At 42.5% G+C, this 26,458-nt stretch carries 21 protein-coding genes and 2 pseudogenes; 1 reads left to right on the top strand and 22 read right to left on the bottom strand.

The window, feature by feature from the left end; genetic code table 11:
• Positions 1–77: 77 nt before the first annotated feature.
• The 6 genes and pseudogenes from B7708_RS07495 to pbp2b all read right to left on the bottom strand — a co-directional run bounded on the left by B7708_RS07495 (position 78) and on the right by pbp2b (position 6,902).
• Complete coding sequence (locus B7708_RS07495; protein ID WP_084974868.1) at positions 78–782, bottom strand: YwaF family protein; 705 nt, start codon at positions 780–782, stop codon at positions 78–80.
• A 195-nt stretch (positions 783–977) separates the two neighbouring features.
• A pseudogene (locus B7708_RS07490) lies at positions 978–1,590 on the bottom strand (NUDIX hydrolase N-terminal domain-containing protein).
• Positions 1,577–2,950, bottom strand: coding sequence for a UDP-N-acetylmuramoyl-tripeptide--D-alanyl-D-alanine ligase (locus tag B7708_RS07485; RefSeq protein ID WP_084974867.1), 1,374 nt, complete (start codon positions 2,948–2,950; stop codon positions 1,577–1,579). Before B7708_RS07485 ends, B7708_RS07490 begins: the two are co-directional and overlap by 14 nt.
• 84 nt (positions 2,951–3,034) lie before the next feature.
• A complete protein-coding gene (locus B7708_RS07480; protein WP_084974864.1) occupies positions 3,035–4,078 on the bottom strand; it encodes a D-alanine--D-alanine ligase in 1,044 nt (347 codons plus the stop codon).
• A 174-nt stretch (positions 4,079–4,252) separates the two neighbouring features.
• The gene (gene recR / locus B7708_RS07475) at positions 4,253–4,849 is read right to left on the bottom strand and encodes a recombination mediator RecR (RefSeq protein WP_000966754.1); all 597 of its coding nucleotides are present in this window, start codon (positions 4,847–4,849) and stop codon (positions 4,253–4,255) included.
• Positions 4,850–4,859: 10 nt separating this feature from the next.
• A complete protein-coding gene (gene pbp2b, locus B7708_RS07470) occupies positions 4,860–6,902 on the bottom strand; it encodes a penicillin-binding protein PBP2B (RefSeq protein ID WP_084974862.1) in 2,043 nt (680 codons plus the stop codon).
• A gap of 256 nt (positions 6,903–7,158) precedes the next feature.
• On the opposite strand from pbp2b, the gene B7708_RS07465 reads away from it, so the two are divergent.
• Complete coding sequence (locus B7708_RS07465) at positions 7,159–8,010, top strand: MurR/RpiR family transcriptional regulator (RefSeq protein WP_084974861.1); 852 nt, start codon at positions 7,159–7,161, stop codon at positions 8,008–8,010.
• Here the strand turns inward: B7708_RS07465 and B7708_RS10155 are convergent.
• The 16 genes and pseudogenes from B7708_RS10155 to acpS form a co-directional block, all read right to left on the bottom strand.
• The gene (locus tag B7708_RS10155) at positions 8,007–8,129 is read right to left on the bottom strand and encodes a hypothetical protein (RefSeq protein WP_275655530.1); all 123 of its coding nucleotides are present in this window, start codon (positions 8,127–8,129) and stop codon (positions 8,007–8,009) included. The genes B7708_RS07465 and B7708_RS10155 overlap by 4 nt on opposite strands.
• Before the next feature lie 175 nt (positions 8,130–8,304).
• Positions 8,305–9,069, bottom strand: a complete 765-nt coding sequence (locus B7708_RS07460; RefSeq protein WP_084974859.1) for a class I SAM-dependent methyltransferase — start codon at positions 9,067–9,069, stop codon at positions 8,305–8,307.
• Positions 9,070–9,311: 242 nt separating this feature from the next.
• Positions 9,312–9,428 (bottom strand): annotated as a pseudogene (locus B7708_RS10100) (phage replisome organizer N-terminal domain-containing protein); the annotation flags it as partial.
• 71 nt (positions 9,429–9,499) lie between these two features.
• Positions 9,500–10,384 carry an ROK family protein gene (locus B7708_RS07455; protein WP_084974857.1) on the bottom strand — a complete coding sequence of 295 codons (885 nt, stop codon included), beginning with the start codon at positions 10,382–10,384 and terminating at the stop codon, positions 9,500–9,502.
• A 17-nt stretch (positions 10,385–10,401) separates the two neighbouring features.
• The gene (locus B7708_RS07450) at positions 10,402–11,319 is read right to left on the bottom strand and encodes a dihydrodipicolinate synthase family protein (RefSeq protein WP_084868005.1); all 918 of its coding nucleotides are present in this window, start codon (positions 11,317–11,319) and stop codon (positions 10,402–10,404) included.
• A 171-nt stretch (positions 11,320–11,490) separates the two neighbouring features.
• On the bottom strand, positions 11,491–12,135 hold the full coding sequence (locus tag B7708_RS07445) for a YesL family protein (protein WP_049490024.1): 645 nt from the start codon (positions 12,133–12,135) through the stop codon (positions 11,491–11,493).
• A 20-nt stretch (positions 12,136–12,155) separates the two neighbouring features.
• Positions 12,156–12,608: a NanQ anomerase/TabA/YiaL family protein gene (locus B7708_RS07440; protein WP_084974855.1), complete on the bottom strand. Its 453-nt coding sequence runs from the start codon at positions 12,606–12,608 to the stop codon at positions 12,156–12,158.
• A gap of 445 nt (positions 12,609–13,053) precedes the next feature.
• Positions 13,054–13,893, bottom strand: coding sequence for a carbohydrate ABC transporter permease (locus B7708_RS07435; protein ID WP_001183243.1), 840 nt, complete (start codon positions 13,891–13,893; stop codon positions 13,054–13,056).
• Between the two features lie 15 nt (positions 13,894–13,908).
• Positions 13,909–14,775 (bottom strand): carbohydrate ABC transporter permease, encoded by an 867-nt coding sequence (locus B7708_RS07430; RefSeq protein ID WP_084975482.1) that lies wholly within the window; start codon positions 14,773–14,775, stop codon positions 13,909–13,911.
• Between the two features lie 220 nt (positions 14,776–14,995).
• Positions 14,996–16,324 (bottom strand): ABC transporter substrate-binding protein, encoded by a 1,329-nt coding sequence (locus tag B7708_RS07425; protein WP_084974853.1) that lies wholly within the window; start codon positions 16,322–16,324, stop codon positions 14,996–14,998.
• 114 nt (positions 16,325–16,438) lie between these two features.
• Positions 16,439–17,137 carry an N-acetylmannosamine-6-phosphate 2-epimerase gene (locus B7708_RS07420; protein WP_001135644.1) on the bottom strand — a complete coding sequence of 233 codons (699 nt, stop codon included), beginning with the start codon at positions 17,135–17,137 and terminating at the stop codon, positions 16,439–16,441.
• A gap of 246 nt (positions 17,138–17,383) precedes the next feature.
• Entirely contained in the window at positions 17,384–21,310 is a 3,927-nt protein-coding gene (locus B7708_RS07415; protein WP_142358284.1) for an SIALI-17 repeat-containing surface protein, read from the bottom strand.
• Between the two features lie 331 nt (positions 21,311–21,641).
• Positions 21,642–22,622: an acetylxylan esterase gene (locus B7708_RS07410; RefSeq protein WP_084974851.1), complete on the bottom strand. Its 981-nt coding sequence runs from the start codon at positions 22,620–22,622 to the stop codon at positions 21,642–21,644.
• Positions 22,623–22,938: 316 nt separating this feature from the next.
• On the bottom strand, positions 22,939–24,954 hold the full coding sequence (gene recG / locus B7708_RS07400; protein ID WP_084974849.1) for an ATP-dependent DNA helicase RecG: 2,016 nt from the start codon (positions 24,952–24,954) through the stop codon (positions 22,939–22,941).
• 18 nt (positions 24,955–24,972) lie between these two features.
• Positions 24,973–26,076: an alanine racemase gene (alr, locus tag B7708_RS07395; protein WP_084974847.1), complete on the bottom strand. Its 1,104-nt coding sequence runs from the start codon at positions 26,074–26,076 to the stop codon at positions 24,973–24,975.
• Complete coding sequence (acpS, locus tag B7708_RS07390; RefSeq protein ID WP_084974844.1) at positions 26,066–26,428, bottom strand: holo-ACP synthase; 363 nt, start codon at positions 26,426–26,428, stop codon at positions 26,066–26,068. The genes alr and acpS overlap by 11 nt, the downstream gene beginning before the upstream one ends.
• Positions 26,429–26,458 lie beyond the last annotated feature (30 nt).

Below are 26,458 nucleotides of genomic sequence, written 5' to 3'. Positions count from 1 at the left end.
TTTTCTCAGGAGCAATCATTATTTTTATATCCTTACAGCTATATTTTGCATATTTAATCAAAAAAGAGAAGGCCTTTTTAAGCTTTCTCTTGAATCATTTTTTCTGCTCTTTGTTGCAAAAAGACCTCTAGTACTTTTGCAGTCAAACTGATAGCTGCTACCAACACACTGGACACGATGAGGTAATTCGCTAATAACCCGTGATTTCCCACTAGTGGTGGTTTATTTAAAAAACCATAATCCCCACCTACAACCAAGTTAACAACTCCTATCAAGGCATTTAGAGAAAATGTAATCACTGTCACATTCTTCAAATTGAGCAGGGAAGCTTCATAATTCTTAAACAAGTATAGGAGCGCATTCCCCAAAAGTGCCACATGTCCGATGATAAAGGACAGGATGGTCACGTGTGGAAACGGATAAGGGTCAAAGAGTGGGTATGCCAGAGCTGCAGTTGCTCCAAAGGTTCCTAGAAGTGCAAAGTATTGCTTGTACTTGGAAGTCCCTGGAATCAAGAGCATAACAAACATGGCGATACGGCAATGATAGAAAGGCAAACTTTCTGATAAGGGCATGTGATGTCCCCAATACCAGCTATACAGAACAATCAGTTGAAGAGACTGAAGGATCTGAATAAAGCGCTGGTAAGCCACCTTGTCACGGTAACGATATGAAACATAGAAAGTAAGAGCCAATAAACTTAACAAACCAATATACCAGTGGAGTTCAAACTGGGGCGGTTCTGATATCTGTGTGGTAAATAATTGTTCCCACAAATTCATATTCTATTCCTCGTTCATCTAGCCAGAGTAGTAGAAAGCTCACTATTCTAGCTTTTAAATTTTTTTGAAAAAGCTTGATTCTATACCATGCATAGAATACTTGCTGCTTAAATTCGCAACCTATTATATCATTTGTATCGCAGAAATTCATCTTACAAACACCCTTTTTTGATTTGCAGACTTCTCTAGTATAACCTAATCAATATATTGCTCTCTTTGTACCTGATAAACCTGCCAAAGAATCTCCATCTGCTCCTTGGTGATGCGTTTTTCAGACAAGGCTGGTAGTTGGTCAATGGAAAAAAATTGAAGGTCAGCAATCTCTTGATTTTCTTGAAATCGTCCGTCAAGAAGCTTACATTCAAAGACAAACTTTGCATATTGTTTGCTCTGTAGTTGGAAACGATTGGTGTCAAAAACTGCAAGTAACCTTTCAACTTTAGCTGTAAAACCGGTTTCTTCTTCAATTTCTTTGAGAATATTCTCGGTTGGAGAATAGCCGACCTCACCAAAGCCACCTGGCAAAGCCCAACTTTCCTCTCCTTGCCCTCTGACTAGACATACTTTTTCATCCTCAACAATCCAAGCACGGACGTCCATCAGAGGAGTTGCGTAAGCGGAAGTTGGTCTCAGGAGCTCTGTTACTTCCTCTTGCTTTAGTTCTGTAGTTTCTCTCAAAATATCAGATAAGATCGCACGCAAGTCCTCGTATCGCTCACAGTCAAAAGGATCTTTTTGTAAAGGTTAATCCAGTATCCGTAATAGCTAGTATTCTTTGCAGATACTTGGTAAAATCACTTGCATTCATTTTCTAAACTTTCTACCAACTTAGCTAGATTCATAGAGTTCGAGCCTTTGAGCAGAATTTGGTCATTGGCACCGAGGCTTTCCTTGATCTGCTTGACAAGGTCTTCAAATTGATCTTCGCTCGCAGTTTTCTTAAAGTAGAATACATGACCGATTGGAAACATTTGACTGGCCAGTTGAGCCAATTCAGCAATGTCTTCTCCGTAGAAAATAACGGTATCCAGCACATCTGGGGAAAGGCTCAAAATCATCTGGTTATGGAGTTGGATAGATTGGTCACCAAGTTCCTTCATGTCTGCTAGAACAGCGATTTTCTTGCCCCCTTCGTTGGCTGGGATGGCAGAGAATGTCTCCAAAATCAACTTCATAGCAGTTGGATTGGCATTGTAAACATCTGACAGAATATCTGCTCCGTTGGCAGCTTTCTTCCACTCAGTACGATTACGCGTCAAGTCAAGATTTTGGAAGGCTTGACGAATCTGTTCCTCTGACACTCCTTCTTGCAAGGCAACGTAGGATGCAATCATAGCATTGGTGGCATTGTACTTACCAGTCACTGGCAAATCAAGGGTTTGTTCCAAAAAATTAGCCTTAAAGGTCAGACTATCCTTGCGCTCAACCAAGTCTGTGATTTCCAACTCTGCCCCTTGCCCAAAACGAACTACCTTTTTATCAGTAGGCAAGTAGTCCTCTACAATCGAATCAGCTGGTGCTAAGAGAACGGAACCCGGAGCCATACCATCAGCAATTTGCATTTTGCCTTTAGCAATTTCCGAACGGTCTTTGAAAAAGGCCAAATGGGCTTCTCCAACCAAAGTCACGATGGCTGTCCTAGGATGAGCTAACTCAGACAAGAGATGGATATCTCCCAAGTGATCCTGCCCCATCTCCAAGACCAACTTTTCTGTCCCTTCAGGCATGTGAAGAACCGTGTAAGGAAGCCCAATCTCATTATTGTAATTGCCTTGAGTTTTGTATGTCTTGTAGGTTGTTGACAGTAAATGCGCCAGCATATCCTTAGTCGTCGTCTTGCCATTTGAACCCGTAACAGCAAAGACATCTACATCCGTTTTTTCAAGATAGTAGGCTGCGAGGGTTTGAAAGGCGGTCAACACGTCGTCTACTAGAATGTAGGGATGATTTGTAACTTCTTTCTCAGACAAGGTTACTGCTGCGCCATTTTCAAAAGCTGTTTCGATAAAGTCGTGACCATCACGCGCACCCTTGAGCGGAACAAACAAATCTCCAGCAGTGATTAAACGACTGTCAAACTCAGCCTTTTCTAACTGAGCGTCCGCAAAAAGACTAACATCATTTTTAGCTCCAACAGCTTGGGCAACTTCATGGATCGTTAATTTCATTTCTACTCCTTTAAAAAGGGTTGAAGCCCGAGAACTCTAATCACTTTGCAGTGATGGTTCTGGCTTCTACCCTCTCTTTCATTTTTATAGCAAATGCGCTTCGCGCTTGTCAAAACTTTGCTTAGCAAGGTCAACCAAATGCTCGATTAGGTCTGGGTAGCTGATTCCCATATTGTCCCATAGCAGTGGATACATAGACCACTGGGTGAAACCTGGCATGGTATTGAGCTCATTTAGGAAAATCTCGCCCTGATCTGTATAAAAGAAATCGCAACGAGAGAGACCGAGGCCACCGATCGCACGAAAAGCCGTTTCTGCATTTCGACGCATGACAGCTACCACATCATCACTGATCTTGGCTGGGATATCCATGGTAATCTTGTTGTCAATATACTTGGCATCATAGTCGTAGAAAGCAACATCCTTGACCACTTCACCAGGAAGTGTACTCTTAACATTGTAGTTGCCCAAGAGACCAACCTCGATTTCACGAGCATTCACCCCTTGCTCTACCAAGACACGGCTGTCATATTGGAAGGCAAGTTTCAAAGCTTGACGGAGTTCCTCTTGGTTTTCAGACTTAGAAATACCGACACTTGAACCCATGTTTGACGGCTTAGTAAAGACTGGATAAGTCAACTTTTCCTCAACTTCAGCGATTTTAGCAGTCATATCATCCCCTTCAACGATGGCTACATAAGGAACTTGGGCAATCCCGGCAGACTCCAAGACACGCTTAGTCGTGATTTTATCCATGGCAAGGCTGGATGACAAGATATTACAGCCAACATAAGGCATTTTCAAAACTTCAAGGAATCCTTGAACAGAGCCATCTTCTCCCATCGGACCATGAAGAACTGGAAAGACCACTGCACCTTCTTCGTAGATGGCACTTGGCGCTATTTTCTTGTCCCAGTCAATAGTCGCATTGGTCATGAGACGATCTTCTTGACCTGGAGTCTGGCTAAATTCTTGCGTCTTGATAAAGTCACCTGACTGGCTGATGAAGAAAGTCTTGACTGTGAAACGGTCGTAGTTGACCGCACGCATCACACTTTCAGCTGAAAGGACAGAGACTTCACGCTCTGCACTCCGCCCACCGTATAAAAGAATAATCGTTTGTTTCATATTGTTTGTCCTAATTCTAATAGAATACTCGTTCTTTAGTATATCATATTTGCTTCTTTTTTGAAACTTGGACATGGTGTTGGTAGTCAAGAAACATAAAAAGAGACCGATAACAACAAAACTCGGTCTCCCTGTTTTTGTATGAATGAATTGAGTTCGTAAATTTGTCTACTCTTACAACTCTGTCCGATTTTCAATAGCTCGTAAGAGTGTGACCTCATCCGCATACTCGATATCTGCTCCCACGGCGAGACCTCGTGCTAGACGAGTGACCTTGATACCAGCTGGCTTGAGGAGACGAGAGAGATACATAGAGGTCGCTTCCCCATCTGCTGTCGCATTGGTTGCCACGATCACCTCTGAAACCTCACTATCCATGAGACGAGTCATGAGACTCTTGAGATTGATATCGTCTGGGCTGATGCCATTCATAGGAGAAATGAGGCCGTGCAAGACGTGATAGAGTCCGTGGTATTCTTGGATATTTTCCATAGCAGCCACATCACGACTATCCTCTAGCACCAAGATGGTTGTCTGGTCTCGAGTCGGATCCGTACAGATAGAGCAAGGATCGTCATCGGTCAAGCGACCACAGATGGAACAATAGGTCAACTCCCGCTTAGCAGACAGGAGATTTTTGGCAAATTCATTGACATCGTCATCAGACATTCCAATGGTATAGAAGGCTAGGCGGGTAGCCGTTTTAATCCCGATACCCGGAAGCTTTGAATAACTATCGATCAGCTTGGCAATAGGTGTTGGATACAGCATAAGTTCCTTTCTAATTCATTGGATGGTGTTGGTGATAAAGATTGATAATATCGCGTGCAATCGAAGGTCCGACACCATTTGTAAGATTAGTGTTATGAGGAAATACGACTGCAACAGCGATTTGGGGATTTTCGGTTGGTGCATAGGCGACTGCGTTGGTATTATTGGCTTTTTGACCGCCATTAACGTAACTTTCGGCAGTACCTGTCTTTCCACTGATGGAAACGGCTGCACCATTTGAGAAGGCACGACCAGTTGTCAGAGCGCTCGTTCCATGCGAAACTTGATAGAAACCTTGCTGCAAGATAGCCATGTCTGCTTCTGAAATATTAACCTTGTTCATTTCCTTGGTGGCTGTTTCTTGAACCAGACTTCCCAACCCACCTTGGTCATTGTTTCCATAAACGCCTTCAACGATATGGGGAGCCAGACGCACACCATTGTTTGCGATTGTTGCGACATACTGGGCTAACTGCATCGGAGTATAGTTATCAAACTGACCAAAGGCATTGTTTAGATAGTTGGCCAAATCAAATTCTTTTGGTATAAATCCTGTTGATTCATCTGGAAGATCAATTCCCGTTGAAGCCCCGAGTCCGTATTCTCCAAAGGTTGACCGCAATTTGCCCATAGCTGTATCTAATTGACTCGTCGCTACCATCATATTGGGTTTATAGGTCTGTCCCATAATTCCCAGAGCTGTTTGCACCATGTAGGTATTTGAAGAATATTCCAAGGATTCAACCGCTGTGATAGGGAAAGAGCCATAGGACAAGGTATACCATGAATTGATAGGAGCCGACCCTTGGAAAACAATCGGCTGGTCTGTCAAGGTTTGATTGCCTGACAAAACTCCATTTTCCCAGCCAGAGCTGATGGTTGCTGCCTTGACGACAGATCCTGGTACAAAGACATTGGTAACTGTCCCTAGGGAGTCTGGACTTAATTTCCCTGATTGGACATCATGCTTGACACCTGACATGGCTAGAACTGCACCTGTTTTAGGATTGAGAGCGACTGCGTAGACTCCTTCCGAATATTTAGCGCCACCATTACTCAACTCCGAGTTAAAGTAGCTCTTAAGCAGGTCATCCACTCCATTTTGGAAAGCTAGGTCAATCGTTAGTTTAATATTGTTTCCTTTGCTTCCTTCCTCGATATTTTCCACACTTTCCATATTTCCATGTTTGTCGAGGTGGATTTCCTTGACGGAGCGTTTGCCTTGAAGAACATCTTCATATTGCTTTTCAAGATAAGAAGTCCCTACTCGGTCATTGAGAGAGTATCCTTTCTTGAGATAAGCGTCAACTTCCTCAACTGGAAGACCTGACTTTTCACTTGAAACGCTGCCGACGATAGACGATAGAGAAGTGTCCAGTACTTTACGATCCCATGAGGTTGAAATGCTGATACCTGGCAATTCCTTGGATGCAGAAGCCACAAGAGCAACTTGGGTATCATCTAAGGCATCCGTAGAAATGGTACCCGTTGCAAAATTTTCAACAGCATTGAGCTGACTAAAGAGATAGATTTCTTTTTTCTGGTCATCTGTATAATTGAGTTGACTCACGTCAATACTTTCAACCGCATTATTGTAGAGAGTTGCTTCCGATAAACGGTTCCCATCGGAATCCAGACGTTTGTCACTTGGCAGAGCCTCGACTGTTTTTTTGTAAATATCCTGGTCCGCCAGGTAATAGTCTGCAATCTGTCGATCAGTCAGATCAGGGGAGGTTACATTTACATAAGTCAGCAGTTTTTTAGCCGTCTCCTTTAACTCTGCCGCCGTCATCTTATTGTTTCGTGTGAAAGAAACAACTTGCTTGAGTGTGTTTTCTACCAAGGGTTTACCTGTTGCATCATAAATCTGCCCTCGAGCTGAACTGGTTGTCACCCTAGTCTGGCTGGCTGATGCCAACTTTGCTTCATAGAAATCTTTATTCAGTACCTGCATGTATAACAATCGACCGATAATGGTCATAAAGAGCAGGATAACTATCGCAAACAGTAAATTAAGCCGAATCGGAATCGAATGGCTATTGAATTTTCTCATACAACTAAGACTCTTTTCTAGAAAAATTTCAGGTTTCACTGACAAATTCACCTAAAAAAATGGTAAGATTTGACCAGAGACCAGTACATTTCATTGTACCATATTTTACGGAGAAACTCTTGGAAAAGTCGAAGCATTTTTTGACTTTTAATCGAAAATGCCTTTTTATTTGGTTATCCTAACTTCTATGATATAATGATGTTAATAAGCTGGCAATCGTCAACTTTTAAGAGTTTGACTCATGAAAAGGAGCTCCATGAAAAAGCAGGATATCGCAACTATTATTGATCTTCATTTTGAAGAATTAACAGAGTTAGAACAGGAAATCGCTCGTTATTTCTTGCAGGTAGATACGATTGTGGATGATCTATCATCGCAACAGGTTACTCAAAAACTGCATGTTTCCCAAGCTGCTCTTACCCGTTTTGCAAAAAAATGTGGCTTTACTGGCTATCGAGAATTTGTCTTTCAATACCAGCACCAGGCTAGTAAACCGGACACTCATTCGCACAAACACAGTCCTTTGACCAAACGTGTTTTACGAAGCTACAGCAACCTACGGGAACAAACACAGAATTTAATTGACGAAGAACAACTGGAACGAGTTGCCCAATTAATCGATGACGCTGAACGAGTTTACTTTTTTGGGACGGGAAGTTCTGGTCTGATTGCCCGTGAGATGAAACTCCGTTTTATGCGTCTAGGTGTTGTCTGTGAAGCTTTGACCGATCAGGATGGCTTTGCATGGACGACCAGTATTATGGATGAAAATTGTTTGGTGCTTGGCTTTTCCCTATCTGGCACTACCCAATCCGTTCTAGATAGTTTGTTGGATGCCAAGGAAATGGGGGCTAAGACCATTCTCTTTACCAGCGCTCCAAACAAAAATAGTCAGGCTTATACCGAAACAGTCCTCGTCGCAAATCATAGCCAATCTTCTTACATCCAGCGTATTTCCGCTCAACTCCCTATGCTCATTTTAATAGATTTGATTTATGCCTACTTTTTAGAAATCAATCGCGAGAGCAAGGAAAAAATCTTTAATAGTTATTGGGAAAACAAAAAGCTCAACGGCTATCGTAGACAAAAACGCGTTAGAAAATCCTAGTTTGGTTGAGCCAAACTAGGATTGTTTTGTTTTGAAATGATAATAGGCTCCATAGGTGGTCTTTCCAATTTTTCTCTTTGTGCTGATGCTTTTTTATCTGTATTTTTCAATTCTTCCATAAATTCTCCTCTCCGTTTTTTAATCTTTGACAACAAAAAAAGGAAGTATCAGCTATTTGCTTTTACTTCCTTTCTCTAATTTTATTTAATTGTTTTGCTTCGACAAGCTGAGATTTAGATTTTAACCCTTACAGAAAATAAAACGGGCTATTCTCCTGAAATGTGTTCTATAAGATTATAGTTTAATGCAAAGTGTAGCTATATAATCATTTCCATAACGTGATAATCGATGTCTTTTGTCACATGATTCATAAAAATCGATCATAGCGAGACCATTTTTTAGTTGTCCTCTAATCTGAGTTTCTAAGGTATGGCTAAATTCATATCCATATTCTGGATTGATGGTGATTTCGCCTTCCTCTTCAAGCTCTCTTGAATTAAAAGGTAGTGAAAACTTTAAAAGTAATTCCTCATCGGGTTTGTCCCATACAATGTCAGCATCATACATATATATCCAAGGATTCATAAATCCGACCATTAACAGTCCACCCTTTTTTAATACTCGAGCGGCTTCTTTATACATGTTTTCTAAATCTTCTATATATACATTTGAAACTGGATTAAAAACAATATCAAAAGTTTCATCTTCAAATGGAAAAGGTTTTGTCATATCGCCTTGAACGGTATTGATCTTTAAGCCTTCTCTTTTAGCAACCATCTCGTCTCTTTCTAATTGTGATGTAGAAAAATCCATGATGGTGACATCATAACCTTTTGCAGCAAAAACGGGACCCTGCTGACCACCACCACAAGCTAAACCTAATATCTTTTTTCCCTTGGCTTTTTCAAACCATTCTATCGGAACTTTTTTCCCAACAGTTAAGGCAACAGAAATTGGATGTTTTCTAGCTTCTTCTAATTCTTCATGTGTCAACGGCTCAGTGTAGTCATTTTTTACATTATTCCATCTATCTTCATTTAATTTTATATAATTGTTCATCTTATCATCTCCTCGTAATTTTATACTATTTCGATTTAAGGTGAATATGTTGCCATTACAGTTTTATCACCTCTACAAATTCTAATTTGTCAATTCTCATCCATCTCATTATATCACTTTTTCTTCTTGGCTTAGTTTAGTTTTTAGAAACAAAGTAAAGAGCTTGCGCCGTCTTCTAAGATTATCTTAAAGGATATCTCCTCTCATATATTCTTCTACGGTAGGAACTCTGCTCCTATCGTTCATTTTCTTTGTAATTCTTCTTTGTCTTTCTCATACCTATGAAGCAAGGTCGCATAATGGTCTTGATAGGTCTTTCCGCTACTTTTCATATACCTTGACAGTTTTTCCATCATCAAAAAAAGAATTAAGCAAAACAGTTTTCACTCAAGTAGTGATCAAGTGTTCTTCTTAATTCTATAATTCCAAACTAGGATTGTTTTGTCTTGAAATGGTAATATGCACCGAGCATCCCTGCTGTATTTTGGTGATGGGCAAATTCTAATCGTGTTTTTTCTGCCAGACTTGGTACCAAGGCCGCCTTCAAGGCTGTGCGGATCTTCGGTTTGAGGATAGCCTCTTGCCCCATGATACCGCCACCGAGAATGACCACTTCTGGATTGGCAACGTAGCAAATATTTGCCAGACCTTTTCCAAGGTAATCTACCATTCGGTCAATCCCAGCCATGCAGATTTTATTTCCTTCAGTAGCTTCCTTGAAAATGCGTCGGCCATTCCACTGATCAACTGAATCTCCGTGAGCTGCTGCTACATACTCCACCAAAGCTGTCGTAGAAGCGAGATCTTGGAAAGCTCCATCCTGCATATGCATATAACCGACTTCGCAGGCCGAATTGCTAAATCCATGGAAGACTTTCCCATCCATAATCAAGCAACCACCTATACCTGTTCCAATGGTCAAGCAAAGAGTGACACTCGCTCCCTTGCCTGAACCAGATACTGCCTCAGCCAGACCTGCACAGTTGACATCATTTTCAATCTCACAAGGAATAGCAAAACTCGTCTCGATTTCCTTCTTGAACTGGGTCCCTGCATAGTTAGGGATTTGCGGGCCAGCATAGAAAATCTCGCCTTTGTCGGGATCCACCATTCCTGCAGAAGAAATGGCAACACCTGCTACTGGGCCTTTTTCTAAATAGCTGGCTACGATATCTTTGGTCTTTTGTAAGATATGGGGGCCACCCTTATGCGCCTCTGTTGGCATTTCATGTGATTCAACAAGCTGGCCTTCTTGGTCAATCAAACCATATTTGATGTTGGTTCCACCGATATCAATTGCAACGTAGTGTGTCATAAATACCTCCTTATGGATTAGAGGAAGCGCTCCTTGGTTTCACGAATCAAGGCTGCAGCTGCTTCTACAACTGGTCGATCTTCTTCAGTCACTGGTGTCAATGGCGAACGAACTGATCCAATGTTAAGTCCCTCATTGATTTTCAAGACTTCTTTGATGACACCGTACATATTTCCATGTGCAGAAGTGAGTTTACCAATGATTGCGTTGATCGCATACTGCAATTCACGCGCTGTTTCCAAATCTTTCTCAGCAATCAACTGATTGAGTTTCAAGAAGAGTTCTGGCATCGCACCATAAGTACCACCGATACCAGCTTTAGCACCCATGAGACGACCACCTAGGAATTGTTCATCTGGACCGTTAAAGACGATATGGTCTTCTCCACCGAGGCTCACAAAGGTTTGGATATCTTGAACTGGCATAGAAGAGTTCTTAACACCGATAACACGTGGATTCTTCAACATTTCAGTATAGAGACTTGGAGTCAAAGCAACACCTGCTAACTGAGGAATGTTGTAAATTACGTAGTCTGTGTTTGGAGCTGCTGCACTGATATCGTTCCAGTATTTGGCAACTGAGTATTCTGGCAAACGGAAGTAAATCGGTGGAATCGTTGCAATGGCATCTACACCCAAACTTTCTGCGTGGCGAGCAAGTTCCATACTATCCTTTGTATTATTGCAAGCAACGTGAGCAATGATAGTCAATTTTCCTTTGGCAACGGCCATAACTTCTTCCAAAATCAACTTGCGGTCTGCCACACTTTGGTAGATACACTCACCAGAAGAACCATTGACATAGAGACCTTGAACACCTTTATCAATGAAGTATTGGACCAAGGCACGCGTACGCTCTGGACTGACTTCTCCTTGATCATCATAACATGCGTAGAAGGCTGGAATGACACCTTCGTATTTTTTCAAATCTGACATAGATTTTCTCCTAAGATTTCTTTTTTTCTGCTGAGAGCAGTTCTATTCTTTACAAGTTTAGTATACACCTTGTGAAAATCGCTTTCAATATCTTGTATACACTTAGATTTTAGTTTCTACTTGTATTTTAGAAACTGTAACGATTGAAAGTAGTTTCAGAAACACCTCATCCTACTGGTATTTGGCAAAAATTTTCTCCATCAATCCTGCTTGGAGAAAGACTAGCAAACCAAAACCAAAGAGGATAAAGGCTGACCCACCCAAAAGGAGAGTGAAGGCGGATAGATAAAGAACCATCACTATGAGAAAGAGAATGGCTAACATGAGGAAGAACCATGGAAAGTTAAAACTTGCTAAGATAAGCCCCTTTTGCAACACTTCTTTCCAAGACAAATCATAGCGCGCAGCAATGGGATAGCTAGCCAGCATCACCAGAGTGAGGAAGATGAGAATCCCTAAACAAATAGCTTTCACAATCTGAAAAGGCAAAGCTGTCTGTCCCCAGAAGAGATAGAGATCTAAAAGACTCAGCAAAACAATGCCCAACTCAAGCAAACCTAACTGGAAACCCAGTTTCAGATTTTGCTTGAAAGCTCTCAGATAGGTTCTGAAAACAGGGACTCGCCTGCTTCTCTTAATCTCAAACATGGTTTGGTAGAGGCTGATTTTAGCCACACCAATCGTCACGATGGGCAAACAAGAGACGACAAAAAGAAGATTGGCTGTCACGATATCCAAGACCTTCTCACTGAAACGCATGAGAAAATTATCTGTATCAAATGCTGCCTTGATAAGGCTCACTCCTTTTTGTGCCATGTTTGCTCCTCCTGATTCTTTTAATCAATCAAAATTTTAAAGAGATATTTGCGAACCTTCTCTTCCATACCTGCATAGCCATTTGGCTGGTGCGGTTCTCCTGGAAAGAAAATCGCAAAATTGTGATAACCCAACAAGAGTGGGTAGCGTTCATGACAATGGACAAAACCAATGTCACTCGCTTCATCGAATGCTACCGCCTCATCTTTGATACGTGAACCGTAGCTCGAATATTCATGTCCTTCTACCAGCAAATGCAAATCTGCATAGTTCTTATGATGCTCAAATTGATCATTTTCAGCTTGATTGAGGACATTTTCCTGAACAACTAGAAAGACTTTTTCCCCGTCAATCTCATACTTACCTAGTTCGAAAGAATCCTTACGGTGCTGGTAGAGATAGTCGATAGCCTTGTCTAGATTGGGATGGATCCCCTTGTAAAAGGCGATGTTTTTCAAATCGTCAAAAATCATACTGTTTCCTTCGTTTCTGATAGTTACTATTTTTCAGTTTCGAATTATCCTTTCTCTATTTCCCTATAAAAGTGCGGACGGAAGCAAATTCCTTCGGTATTTCATTCCTAATTTTTGAGCCTTTTGCTCTTTCATCGTCAGTCTCAAAAATTCCGTCTAAGATAAGCGTAAGATGCTTATCTTAGATACCACTAAAGCGGGAAATAGTTACCATAAAACGAACCTACTCTAACTAGTATCATGAAAAGAGTTCATTCTTAAGTTTATAAGTGTCTGACAAAACTTCACGAAGTAACTGCATACTCTCCATTTTGTAGACACTTATAACTCTGTATTCTCTTATACTCAATGAAAACCGAAGAACAAACTAGAAAGCTATCTGCAGGCAATACTTAAGTATGTCAAGGTGATGCTGACGTAGTTTGAATTCGATTTTCGCAAGGTCTTATCCTTTAACAGCTCCCATAGTAATACCCTGTGTGAAGGATTTTTGGAAGACAAGGAAGACTGTTACGATTGGCACGGCTGCAAGAGCTGCACCCGCCATGATCAAACCATAGTTGGTTGCCATTTCGGCCTGCATGGTCGCAACCCCGAGTGAGATAGTCAAGTTTTGACGTGAAGTCAACATAACCAACTGCATAAAGTAGTCGTTCCAAGTATTGATGAAGGTAAAAATCGCAAGGGCTGCAAATCCTGGCTTCACAATTGGGAAGGCTACGCTCCAGAAAGTACGAATCTCACCACAACCGTCGATTTTAGCTGATTCAAGCAATTCTGTAGGGATATTTTCACTGAATTGTTTCATAAGGAAGACCCCAAATGGCCATCCAATCAAAGGCAGGATAACTGCCCAAAGAGTATCGTGAATTCCCATGAAGTTAACGATACGTACCAATGGTACAAGGACAACTTGTTTTGGAAGAGCCATGGCAGCGATAAAGACTGCAAAGAGGATGCGTTGACCATAGAAACGTTTTTTAGCCAAGACATAACCTGCTAGAGAAGAGGTTGCACAGACTAGGAACATGGTTACTAGTGAGATAAATACAGAGTTCCACATCCACTGCATAGCAGGGTTTTGCACCATGAGTTGTTGGAAGTTCTCCATGGTTGGCATTTTAGGGAACCACTGTGGTGGAATCATAATGGTATCAGGCTGTGATTTGAAGGCCCCTGTCAAGATCCAGTAGAATGGAAAGATGAACAGTACGGTCAACAAGAGCAAGATAATCGTTGAAATAACAGTGAAAGCTGTTAAGGGTTTCTTTTGTGTAGGTTGCATAACTGTCTCCTTTCTTTAGTATTCTACGTCGTTTCCGAGGATCTTGAATTGAGCAAAGCTGACAATGGCAATCATCACTGCCAAGAAGACACCGATGGTATTTGCATAGCCGTATTCTGTCAATTGGAAGGCTTTTTCGTAAAGGTAGTACATGAGTGTACTTGTTGAGTAGTTTGGACCACCAGATGTCAAGAGCTGAATCAAGGCGAAACATTGGAATGAGTTGATAGTCGTAATAATCGCGATGTAAAGAGTTGTTGGAAGAAGGCTAGGCCATTTGATCTTCCAGAAGACTTGAAATTCAGTCGCACCGTCAACACGCGCTGCTTCAACAAGTGAGTTGTCAATATTCCCCATAGCAGCGATATAAAGGATAATCGGTTGACCAACAGACGTTGTCAAAAGGATGATCATAATCGCTAGCAAGGCCCAGTTTTTGTCACCCAGCCAAGAAATGTTTTGGCTGATGATGTGGCTTGACTTAAGGACAAAGTTTAGAATCCCTGATAGTGGGTCATAGATCCATTTCCATACAACCGTTACGGCAACACTACCTGTAACTACAGGAAGGAAGAAGACGAAACGATAGAAAGAACGGGCAATGGCATTTTGATGATAGGTTTGAGATGCTACAAAGAGCGAGAAGAGAACCACAATCGGAACAGATCCAATAACCAGGATAACGGTATTGATCAAAGACTTCACAAAAACAGGGTCTTTAAACATGCGAATGTAGTTGTCCAAGCCCACAAACTCAAATTTCGTCATGGAGTAGTTAAAGAAACTTGTAATGAATCCCATAACCATAGGAGCCAAGACAAAGATGACAAAGAAGAATAACACTGGTGCTAGGAAAGCGTAGGAAATCACTGTTTCCCGCATACGAATTTTATTGACTTTCACAGTCGGCACCTCTCTTTCAAATAGAATAGTTTTTGATTTTCTTGAACTGTTTTAAAACCAAAATGAAATTTTTTAAGATTCGCTTATGTAAGAACTTCATTTTAATTTCGTGACAGTTCCTTACATTTCAAACAAAAGTCCCCCTTTTCTTACACCATAGTGCACAGGGAAAAGGGGGGGAATCAATCTGACTTAGTGCTTATTGTTTTGTAGCTTTTTTGATTGTTTCGTTAGCTTTTTCAGTGAAGACTTTCAAAGCATCCGCTGGTTTTTCGTCACCATTTGATACAGATTGCAACATTGGGAACCAAAGAGTTCTCATTTCAGCAAATCCATCGATAGTGTTGTAGTATGGTGAGTAGTATTTAGTCCAGCTGCTGATGGTTTCCATACGTTTGTCATCATAAAGTTTGCCAAATGATGTACGAACTGGGAAGGCACCTGTACGAACAACGTCTTTAGGACCCCATTCTTTGTCATCTGCGATGAATTGAACGAATTTCTTAGCTGCTGCGACTTTCTTGTCGTCTTTGTTGTTAAATACTGCAAATCCATTTACAAGGTATTCAAGAGATGGTTTACCAGAGTCTGATGGGAATGGTACTTCTACCACGTCTACCTTACTTGCTTCCAAGAGTTTCGCTTGGATACCGTTTTGAGCTGGTGCCCAAAGGATTGTGTATGAAGTTTGACCATTCGCAAAGTTTTGGATGTCTGCTCCACCGTCAAATTGTGAACCATTGTTCAACAAACCGTCTTTGATCCAGCTAGCAGCTTTTTCAAGACCTTTGACGAATTTAGGATCGTCTGTTGTATATTTTGTTACATCTTTATCTGTTACAGAACCGCCATAAAGGTTTGCGATGAAGGCACGTGTTCCTTGGTCTCCCCCTTGACCAGAACTGAACAATGAACCTGGTGTATATCCTTTATCTTTAAGCGCTTTCAAAACTTTTTCAAAGTCATCAGTTGTCCAACCTTCTTTTACAAGGTTTGCAACTCCAGCATCTTCCAACATTTTCTTGTTCATAGCCATGTAGAATGGAGCTGAACTGATTGGATACATGTAAGCTTTGTCTCCAGCCTTACTTGCTTGTACGATGTTTTCGTTGTTGACATCTTTGACGAATTCGTCTGTGAAGAGGTCGTTCAACTCAGCCAATTTACCATTTTTACCGTATTGGATGATACGCCCTGGTGCGTCAAAGAGTACGTCTGGCGCTGTTCCTGCTTCGATGGCTGTTGTGATCTTTTCTGGACCTGACTTGAAGTCGATGGTTTCCAATTTCACTTTTACATCTGGATTTGCTTTTTCGAAAGCTTCGATGATTGATTTTTCATAAGTTCCAACACCGTCACCCGTTTTTTCTTGTGTGAAGACTGGGAATGCCCACCAAGTGATTTCTGTTTTTCCGCTATCGCTTCCTGATTTTCCAGCATCTTTACTTCCACCAGAGTTCCCACAAGCCGCAAGGCCAAGAATCGCAGCACTCGCAAGTACTGTACAAGCTAGTTTTCTAAATTTCATTTGTATTCTCCTAATTGTTAAGCGTGTCCATATTGGATAGTGAGTAAGCTTCTATTTGTATACGTTTTCATTTTATCCGACGCATCGACCACTCTCCTCTGTTTTGAGATTATGTTATTTAAGACCGGCAACAAAGCGTTCCGTGATCTCTTTTGGTCTAGTAATAGCTCCACCGACAACAATGCCTCGTACCCCATATTCAAGAATTTGTTTGGCTTGTTCTGGTGTATGAATTTTTCCTTCAGCGATGACGTCCACACCGGCATCGCAGAGTTTTTTGATCAGTTCAAAGTCTGGACCATCTACCTTAGGACTATAAGAGGTATAACCTGATAGGGTTGTTCCAACAAAATCAATCCCTGCTTCAACTGCTGCAATTCCTTCTTCAAAAGTACTGGTATCAGCCATCAAGAGTTGATGCGGATATTTTTCTTTGACTTGTCGGATAAAGTCCTGAATTTCCAAACCATCATAACGTTCACGTTTGGTACAATCCAGAGCAATGACCTCAATGTCTAGTTCAGCCAGTTCATCAACTTCTTTCATAGTAGCTGTAATGAATGGCTCCTGCGGCGGATAGTCACGTTTGATAATCCCGATAATCGGGAGTTTCGTAACCTCCTTAATCTCCTTGATATCGCGAACACTGTTTGCTCGGATACCGACTGCTCCACCTTGCTCAGCCGCTTTGACTAGCAAGGGAATGACTCCTCCCGCTTCTGTATAAAGCGGTTCATGAGGAAGTGCCTGACAAGAAACAATGATTCCATCTTTGATTTGTTCAATCAAGGCTTCTTTGCTAATCTGTGGCATCCCATTTCCTCCTTTTCTTTGTTCCTATGGGCTTATTATATATCATTTGTTAAGCGCTTTCAATAGTTTGTAGTGGAATAGATTTCAGTTTCAAAACTATTTTATAGAACAGACTATCCTGAAAGTAGTTTCAGACATCTTAGAATTTCTTATTAGCACACCTTGAGCCGAAAGAAAAAGATAGCAGACTGAAAAACCTGCTATCTCCTTCTATTTTTACAAAGCCAAATGATTAAAATTATTCTCTTACTTTTCTCTCTTTTTCCCCATTGCAAACAAGCCAAGGAAGAAAGCTGTTAATCCTAGTGAAGCTAGGAAGCCACTCTCCTTGTTCCCTGTATCAGGAAGTTTCTGCTGAGCAAGAGGAGCTTTGTAAGTATAATCTTCTTTTTTAGTAAGAGTTACAAGTGAATCAATTTCCTTGTATTCTGCGATTTCATGCACAGCTGCCTCAGCGCCATTCACACCACCTTTGTACTCTGGTACTTCATGGACTGCGGCTTCAACAGCATTAAGCCCGCCTGTAAATTCTGGCTTTTCAACTGTCGGAGCTGCCTCTTCACCCGCTGTGCCTAATGGGTCTGTATACTCTGGGACTTCATGAACTGCGGCCTCAACAGCATTAACTCCGCCCGTAAATTCTGGTTTTTCAACTGTTGGTGCTGGTTCCTCACCCGCTGTCCCTAGTGGGCCTGTGTACTCTGGTACTTCATGGGCTGCGGCTTCAACAGCATTAACCCCGCCTGTAAATTCTGGTTTTTCAACTGTTGGTGCTGGTTCCTCACCCGCTGTCCCTAGTGGGCCTGTATATTCTGGCTTCTCGACTGTCGGAGCTGCCTCTTCACCCGCTGTGCCTAATGAACCTATATATTCTGGAAGTTTATGGACTGCGGCCTCAACAGCATTAACTCCGCCTGTGTATTCTGACTTCTCGACTGTCGGAGCTGGCTCTTCACCTGCTGTCCCGAATGGGCCTGTGTATTCAGGCTTATCTACTGTCGGTACTGGCTCTTCGCCGGATGTCCCTAATGGGCCTGTGTACTCTGGCTTATCTACTGTCGGTGCTGGCTCTTCGCCGGATGTCCCTAATGGGCCTGTGTACTCCGGCTTATCTACTGTCGGTGCTGGCTCTTCACCCGCTGTCCCTAGTGGGCCTGTGTATTCAGGCTTCTCTACTGTCGGTGCTGGCTCTTCACCCGCTGTCCCTAATGGGCCTGTGTACTCTGGCTTATCTACTGTCGGTGCTGGCTCTTCGCCGGATGTCCCTAATGGGCCTGTGTACTCCGGCTTCTCTACTGTCGGTGCTGGCTCTTCACCCGCTGTCCCTAGTGGGCCTGTGTATTCAGGCTTCTCTACTGTCGGTGCTGGCTCTTCGCCGGATGTCCCTAATGGGCCTGTGTACTCCGGCACTTCATGAACAGCAGCTTCACTTCCGTTCATTCCATTTGAAAGTTTAGCCCCTGCCACAGAGACTGGTAAATTATGCATACTTTCAATTGCACCTTCTGCCAGACCTGTAACTTTTTGTCCCATATCCTCTGAATCCACTGTAAATAGGAGGGTTTTTGTGTCATACTGGGTCATGAAGCGTGCTGTTTTACCATTTGCCAATTGAAGGGTTGGAGCCTTGTTGACCAATACTTCCGAATCAAACTCCATCGCAAGAATGCCTGGCCATTTTTCAATCGCGTATTTCACTTTTGCTTCTTTAGGAGAAATCCAATCCTTGGTCAAGAAATCCCAGTTGAATTTCTTATAGGATAAAGTATAATCGTTTTGATTGCCATCCGCATGCTCATAAAGCAAACCATATTCGCCATTTCCGAGATCTTGGAGTGAGTTGTAAGCAAACTTACCACTTTGTATAGGATTGTGTTTAAGCCATGTCAACTCACCATTCTCCTCAACACGAGCCAGGTGAACCAAACCATTGTTGCGTCCAGGACCACCAGCATTGCTGAGTAGAATGTATTCCTTTCCTTCATGCATGGTGTGAATAGCGGACATTTGAACATAAACGTCTTTTACTTGAGGATAACGTTTGATTTCCTTATCCCACGTTGCTCCCCCATCATGACTGGTCGCAACCTGAAGATCGCCAGTCAACCCACGCATAAAGAGCTTGAGATCCCCATTATTCAACTGAACAACAGTTGACTCCGTATTTTGGGCACCTGGATTATTCATGTTTGAAGAGTGAATGGTTTGGTTGCCTACCGGACGGTTATCATTAACTGCTTCACCTGCTTGCCATGTTTCACCATGATCATCTGAATAAATTACACGAGATGATTGAGAACCACTTAGGTAGGAAACGTTGTTTGTTGTATAAACTGGAATCACCAGTCTTCCCTTATGAGGTCCTGTACGTAAGGCAATCCCAGTACCAGGTCCAGTTCCTAGGAAGTGCATCCAATCTTTCCGAATCCCATGAGTAATATCTTTTGGTGCAGACCAAGTCTTCCCATCGTCATCACTATAGGACATCCATAGGTAGTTGGTATTGGAAACTCTAAAAATATTCTTCTCACTATACTCAAAATAAATATTTCCGATTAGCTCATTCCCTTTATACAAATCTCCCTTATCGCTATAGGCTGGTTTTTTAGGGTCAACGACAACACGGTAATCTGTCTTTCTATTTTGAGGGTCGAAAACCTCTCCGTTTTCTCGAATCGTATAGCGACCTGATTCTCCTTGCTTATATAAAACTTGATAAACTTTATCTCCCACTTGTTCATAAGCTTTCGGAGCTTGCCCCGGCAATGAAAATACTGCCTTACTTTCAAGGAACATGTCATAAATTGCAAAAATTCTCTTTGTTTCAGGGTCTTGCACCAAGGCCATATCAATATTGACTGGAGATGGCCAATCTGCATGTTTAGCGTGCTCATTGTCACGAGGATTTGAGATTACGATTCGGTCTCCCCATGTTTTTCCATTATCTGAGCTGCGACGAACAACCATCCCAATATCTCCCCAGTCAGAATGGTGCAAACGTCTTTCATCTGTTCCAGCAATCAGTGTTCCTTTATCTGTCTTGAGAAGAGCTGGGATACGATAACTCTTGATACCATCTTTATTTGGTTGATTGTTCCTACCACCTTCAAAGACGTCTTCTTTCTCAGTGACTTTTGCGCCCTCAGGAAGTTTCTGTTCCAATTCACCTCTTTCAAATAATTGACTCCGTGTTTGAACTTCATCTGGTGTTAAAGCACGATCATAGACAGTTAGGTTTCGAACTTGTAGGTTTGAGGCCCAAACTGTTTTATTGCCCCGTTTGGTTGCTCCAAGTTGAGCTTGATTAACATCTGGCATATCTTTGATGAAGTTACCAGATTTTAGACTTGTTCGAGATAAGACACCGTTCACATAGAGACGAACTCGACCATGAGGTAACTCCGCTGTCGGTTGTTCGACAGTAAAGGTTACGGAATTCCATTGTCCAGGGCGAACTTTCAAAGGAGCATCTGTATACTTATCATAGAACTGCTCCCCGTTAGCGCCTCGCCCTTCAATCAAGGCAGTATTATTAAGAACAGACATCGTAAAATACTCATTTTCTTTTTTATCACTTGATACTGAAAATAGGTTGTAAAATGATGGTGCGTTTGCGTCTGGCTTAAACTCCATATGAACTGTAGCATTTTGAAGTTTCTTTAGTTTGTCTAGTTCACTTGACAAATCAACTCTCTGACCATTTGCTGCATTTGTTTCAACATCTTCTTTTTCAAGGACAGGATTGGCATTTTTTAAATCTCTTGAGTAATAGTCACGAGGAATAGCTCCCTGATCCTCTGCTTCTTCTTCCTTATTTGCTTCTTCTGCAGGGGTGTCTGTAGATGATGGAGTTTCTGACTCAGGATTGTCATTTTTTTTCAGGTGATCTTGGTCCACCTCAACGCCATGGTCTTGAGCAGCTACCAATTTATCCGCCAAGTCCTTATCCAAATGAGCAAGATTTCCTGAAGACACTTCTTTTGGTAACTCTGATAAACCTTGGCCTTGACCAGATTCGACAGTTTCTGTATTAGCTCCTGCTGCATTGGCTTGTTCTTGAGCTAAGACTGGATTTACTCCAAATACTACTGTACCAATCACTACCGATGCCGCCCCAACTGCAAATTTTCGAATTCCGTATCGCTGTTTCCGATGTAAAGATTTGTAATTCATATTTGTCCTTTCATTTTTCATAAAATAAAGCGCTTTCTTTTTTTCTTAAAATTTTTAGTTCCTCCAACTAAACAAGTAAAAAGAAAGTAATCAACTGAATGAGACCTCCCATTCTCCAAACGTCCACTGTTCTTATTCTCTGACCAAACAGCGGAAAGTTTCCTCCTTTCGCATAATACCTTTCCCTCATTATACAATAAACTTTGAACTTTATAGCTAAATTGATATAGAATAGATTTTACTTTCAAGAATAATTTAATATTTTAAATTTACAAAAAGTACTTTCAGGGATTTTGATATAAAAAAGAGAGCTAGTGCCCTCTCAAAGTTATTATTTTACATAGGAAAAAGGAATTTCACTACCACAGAGCCAATTGTAGACTTGGTCATTGACAAAGACATTCATGGCTTCGTGGGCATATTCAGGCATGATGCGATAGGACTTGTCGCAGGTCAGACGGTTGTAAATCGCAAACTGGGTAATGGGATAGCAAACATCGTCATCCAAGCCCGTAATCATCTTGACCTCTCCTTTGATACGATGGGCAAGATTCTTCACATCGATATAGGCAAGAGTCGCCATGATTTCCTCCTCTGTTTCATGGAAGGGATCGTGGAACTTGAAATAACGGAAGAGTTCGTCATAGGCTTCACTGGTATTACCAATCTCAAGCACTCGTCTAAAGTCAGACAAGAAGGGATAGATGGCAACTGTTCGCTGAATTCGAGGATTGAGCGCTACTGCAACCAGGGCTAAAGCCCCTCCTTGTGAGGCACCATAGCTAGAAAGTCTTTCCTCATCTACCTGTGGCATACTAGCAACAATTTCGACCAACTGGTAAATATCCAGATAGACATCCTTATAAAAGAGGTGGTCCCGACCTTCCACAGCACCACGGATGATATGCCCCTTCACCGTATTTCCTAGTGGAGAACGCAGGCCATCCTGCGAATAGCCCGACTGGCCTCGAACGTCCATAGAAACAACACCGTAACCAGCCACAGTATAGGCCAGCATGTCAGCCCAATCCCAGCCACGTCCCATGTATCCATGGAAATGGAAGATTAGCGGAACCTTCGCCTCTGTCTTTGGAAGGACGATGCGTGCATAGACTCTTCCTTCATTAGTTCCCTCAAAGGTCAGCTCATAACACTTGACCTGGGGAATATGGAAATCCTTTTCTTCCAACTGGTAGGTAGGAAGGACTGAAACTTTTTTCAATTCCTCATCCCAAAAAGCATCAAAGTCTTCTGGGACCTCATCTCTTCCTTTATATGTCTTGATTTCTTCTAGCAAGGCTGGATTTTTCATAGCATGCTCCTTTTGATTTGTAATCGCTATCATAACTGTAGCATATCTAGAAAAGCAATGCAAGAAAGAATGGTAAACAGAAAGTGATTTTAGATTCTCCTCCCTCAAACCTATCATCTGAAAGTAGTTTTAAAACAAAAAGAGCGTTTCCGCTCTTTGGTTATCAATAGGTGCTAGCTCCTTTCTCTAGTTTGACGGTTTGGAATTTCTTTTGGTAGGTCACTTTAATCGTCATATGAGAGTCCTCGTTTCATTTTGATGACTCTAGTATAAGACCCAAACCTAAAAGCTAGCTTATAGATTTCTTAGAAAAGGCTTAATCCAGATGTTCTCTCTTTTCTAGATGGAGAGCAATCAGACGCCATTCTGTATCCTCTTTCCAACCTTCTATCGAACTAATGTAACTGGCAACCTTCCTGGCTTCTTCTAAAATCGGAAAGTCTTCGATAATATCAGCCACTTGAAACTCTGGAAGTCCTGACTGTCTGGTTCCGAAAATCTCTCCAGAACCCCGCATTTTCAAATCTTCCTCAGCAAGGACAAATCCGTTGGTGGTTTCTGTCATGATGCGCATGCGGTCTTTTCCAGACTCGGTCTTGGGATTGGCGACCAGAACAGCATAGGACTGCTTGTCTCCCCGACCAACACGACCTCTGAGCTGATGGAGCTGGCTGAGACCAAAACGGTCGGCATCCATGATGATCATTACCGTTGCATTGGGGACATTGACCCCAACCTCGATAACAGTTGTCGAAACTAGAATATCTGTTTTTCGCTCTTTGAAATCCTGCATGATCTGGTCTTTTTCGTCACTCTTCATCTTACCATGTAGGAGAGCCACTTCTGCCTTACCTGCAAAATGAGCCGTCAATTCCTCTGATAAGGCAATGGCATTTTTCAGATCCAGAGCTTCTGATTCTTCAATCAAGGGAGAGATGACATAGGCTTGGGAACCTTTGTGAATTTCTCCCTCTAACCAAGTCAAGACCTGAGGCAGCTGCTCATGCTTAATCCAGCGAGTCACAATAGGCTTCCGCCCTGCTGGCATCTGGTCAATAATGGAAACATCCATATCGCCAAAGGCTGTGATAGCCAAGGTTCGTGGAATCGGTGTCGCTGTCATCATGAGAACGTCAGGATTATCTCCTTTTTCTCGCAGAATACGCCTTTGCCCCACACCAAAACGATGCTGCTCATCGATGATAATCAAGCCAAGGCGAGCATAATCCACCCCATCCTGAATCAGAGCATGAGTCCCGATAATAAAGTCGGCCTCACCCTTGGCAATGGTCTCCAAGACTTCTCTTTTTTCTGTAGCTTTTAAGGAACCTGTCAAGAGAGCGAGTTTTAAGTCTGGAAAAAGGTTCTGTAGACTCTCAAAGTGTTGCTCTGCTAAGATTTCTGTCGGTACCATGAGAGCAGCCTGGTAGCGAGCCGTCACCGCCGCAAACATGGCCAAGCCAGCAACGACCGTCTTTCCGCTCCCTACATCCCCTTGTAGGAGACGATTCATGTGGTGATCCGACTTCATGTCGGTTAATATTTCTCGTAAACTCTTTTCCTGAGCTTGGGTCAGGGCGAAAGGAAGATTTTTTTTAACGGCTGTCACTTTTTCCTGAGACCAGTTCAAAACCAGACCGCTTCCCTGAACTCTATTTTCAGACTTGAGCGTCTGCAACTGCATCTGAAAGTAAAAGAGTTCCTCAAACTTGATGCGACGAAGAGCCTGCTTATATTCTGCCAAATCCTTAGGAAAATGCATAGCACGAACTGCCTGGCAACGGGACATAAGTTTGTATTTATCAAGTAAAGACTGGGGAAGATTTTCCTCTATCAAAAGGTCTAATCCCTGATCAAAGGCTGTCTTGATGATCTTGACCAGACTGGCCTGACTGATTCCCTGAGCCAATCGATAGACAGGCTGGAGGTCATCTTCCACCTGAGCTAGAACCTTCATCCCAGTCAGACTAGCCTTGGCACGATCCCATTTTCCAAAAACAGCAAGAGTTGCTCCCAGCTCTATCTTATCAGCTAGGTAGGGCTGGTTAAAGAAATTCACCGCAAAAACGACTTCTCCCTGCTTGAGGCTAAAACGTAGACGATTGCGCTTGAAACCATAATACTGAACACTGGCAGGAGTCACGACTTGACCAGAAAGAACCGCCTTTTCCCCATCTTCCAATTCTAGCACCTGCTTGGTTTTGAAGTCTTCGTAACGGAAAGGAAAGTAGAGCAAGAGGTCTTGCAAGTTTTCAATCCCTAGTTTGGTGTATTTCTCTGCTGACTTTGGCCCCACACCAGGCAAGACATGCAAGGGTTGATGTAGATTCATGCTCCACTCCTTTCTTTTTTAATAATATTCTCTCGGAATGCGGTCGCTGAGGAGACAAACCACCTCATAGTTAATGGTCCCGCGGTAGGTCGCTACCTGAGTTGCTGTGATTTCCTTGTCGCCGTTGGTGCCGATCAGGGTTACTTTTGTTCCTAGCGGGTAAACCTTAGGCAGACGAATGGTGATTTGGTCCATAGATACTCGTCCGACGATTGGGCAAGCTTGACCATCTACCAAGACAGAGAAATTCTGCATGTCTCGTGTCCAACCATCCGCATAACCGATTGGCACCGTCGCAATGACTTGCTCACTATCCGCCTGATAGGTCGCCCCATAGCCCATGCAAGCTCCAGATTGCACTGTCTTGACATGGACCAGGGCAGATTCCAAACTCAAGGCTGGAGCCAAGTCATAAGGTAAGTCTAGAACCTCTCCACTTGGATTGAGACCATACATGGCATCTCCCATACGGACAGCGTTAAAAATAGTCTCTGCATGCCAGAGGATCGTTGCCGAGTTGCTGGCATGAACTAGCTCTGGGACTTCCTTCATACTTGCCAAAATAGCTTTAAATCGTTCTAACTGGGTATTAAAGTAACTATCTGATTCTTCATCTGCAGTAGCAAAGTGGGTAAAAATCCCCTCAACGCGAGCACCGTGTTGTTGAAGCAAGGCTTGAGCCTGCTCTGCCTCACTGGAATCTCTAAAACCAATCCGTCCCATTCCTGAGTCAATCTTGAGGTGGACAGTCAAGCCAGTTAAATCTGCTTCCTTGTTTAACAGCGCTTGAATCCACTCCAATCCTGCCACTGTCAAGGTGATGTCGTATTCTTTAGCTAGAGCAACAGCTTCTAGCTCAGAAACTCCTAAGATGAGAATTTTCTTGTTTATACCTGCTTGACGCAACTCAATAGCTTCATCAATATTGGAAACGCAAAATCCATCAACATCATCTTGAATAGCTGTGGCAACAGCTACTGCCCCATGACCATAGGCATTGGCCTTGACTACTGCCCACTTGAGCGTTCCTTGTGGGATATGAGCCCCCATTTGATGAATATTTTGTCGAATAGCTCCCAGATGAATCAGAGCCTTGGTTGGTCTATGTAGACTAGCTTTCATGATTTTCCTCCAAAATAACACTGGCTGTCACAAACTGATCTGTATGGCTGATTGACAGCCAAATTTTTCCTGAAAATGGTGCCTGACTAAAATAGGGAGCTCCTCGTTCATTGTTCAGGACTTCCAAATCCTGAAAGGTCAGTTTGCCAATTCCTGTCCCCAAAGCCTTGGAAAAGGCCTCCTTAGCTGACCAGCGACCTGCCAAGTATTCGATCTGTCTGCGCCCTTTGAGACTGGCAAAACGCTCCATTTCTTTAGGGGTCAGCACGCGCTTGGCAAAGCCCTCACGTCGTGTAACTGCATTTTCTATCGAAGCCAATTCTTCGATGTCAATTCCGTGTCCAACTATCATACTCACAAAAGGAGTTGAGATTCCCCCAAC

It is taken from the genome of Streptococcus oralis subsp. dentisani (assembly GCF_002096615.1).
Lineage (GTDB): Bacteria > Bacillota > Bacilli > Lactobacillales > Streptococcaceae > Streptococcus > Streptococcus oralis_U.
This window is presented reverse-complemented; position numbering and strand designations above follow the sequence as displayed.

Coding starts and splice junctions, on each gene's coding strand:
- B7708_RS07495 (WP_084974868.1), bottom strand. CDS start 782: ATGAATTTGTGGGAACAATTATTTACCACACAGATATCAGAACCGCCC.
- B7708_RS07485 (WP_084974867.1), bottom strand. CDS start 2,950: ATGAAATTAACGATCCATGAAGTTGCCCAAGCTGTTGGAGCTAAAAAT.
- B7708_RS07480 (WP_084974864.1), bottom strand. CDS start 4,078: ATGAAACAAACGATTATTCTTTTATACGGTGGGCGGAGTGCAGAGCGT.
- recR (WP_000966754.1), bottom strand. CDS start 4,849: ATGCTGTATCCAACACCTATTGCCAAGCTGATCGATAGTTATTCAAAG.
- pbp2b (WP_084974862.1), bottom strand. CDS start 6,902: ATGAGAAAATTCAATAGCCATTCGATTCCGATTCGGCTTAATTTACTG.
- B7708_RS07465 (WP_084974861.1), top strand. CDS start 7,159: ATGAAAAAGCAGGATATCGCAACTATTATTGATCTTCATTTTGAAGAA.
- B7708_RS10155 (WP_275655530.1), bottom strand. CDS start 8,129: ATGGAAGAATTGAAAAATACAGATAAAAAAGCATCAGCACAAAGAGAA.
- B7708_RS07460 (WP_084974859.1), bottom strand. CDS start 9,069: ATGAACAATTATATAAAATTAAATGAAGATAGATGGAATAATGTAAAA.
- B7708_RS07455 (WP_084974857.1), bottom strand. CDS start 10,384: ATGACACACTACGTTGCAATTGATATCGGTGGAACCAACATCAAATAT.
- B7708_RS07450 (WP_084868005.1), bottom strand. CDS start 11,319: ATGTCAGATTTGAAAAAATACGAAGGTGTCATTCCAGCCTTCTACGCA.
- B7708_RS07445 (WP_049490024.1), bottom strand. CDS start 12,135: ATGGCACAAAAAGGAGTGAGCCTTATCAAGGCAGCATTTGATACAGAT.
- B7708_RS07440 (WP_084974855.1), bottom strand. CDS start 12,608: ATGATTTTTGACGATTTGAAAAACATCGCCTTTTACAAGGGGATCCAT.
- B7708_RS07435 (WP_001183243.1), bottom strand. CDS start 13,893: ATGCAACCTACACAAAAGAAACCCTTAACAGCTTTCACTGTTATTTCA.
- B7708_RS07430 (WP_084975482.1), bottom strand. CDS start 14,775: ATGCGGGAAACAGTGATTTCCTACGCTTTCCTAGCACCAGTGTTATTC.
- B7708_RS07425 (WP_084974853.1), bottom strand. CDS start 16,324: ATGAAATTTAGAAAACTAGCTTGTACAGTACTTGCGAGTGCTGCGATT.
- B7708_RS07420 (WP_001135644.1), bottom strand. CDS start 17,137: ATGCCACAGATTAGCAAAGAAGCCTTGATTGAACAAATCAAAGATGGA.
- B7708_RS07415 (WP_142358284.1), bottom strand. CDS start 21,310: ATGAATTACAAATCTTTACATCGGAAACAGCGATACGGAATTCGAAAA.
- B7708_RS07410 (WP_084974851.1), bottom strand. CDS start 22,622: ATGAAAAATCCAGCCTTGCTAGAAGAAATCAAGACATATAAAGGAAGA.
- recG (WP_084974849.1), bottom strand. CDS start 24,954: ATGAATCTACATCAACCCTTGCATGTCTTGCCTGGTGTGGGGCCAAAG.
- alr (WP_084974847.1), bottom strand. CDS start 26,076: ATGAAAGCTAGTCTACATAGACCAACCAAGGCTCTGATTCATCTGGGA.
- acpS (WP_084974844.1), bottom strand. CDS start 26,428: ATGATAGTTGGACACGGAATTGACATCGAAGAATTGGCTTCGATAGAA.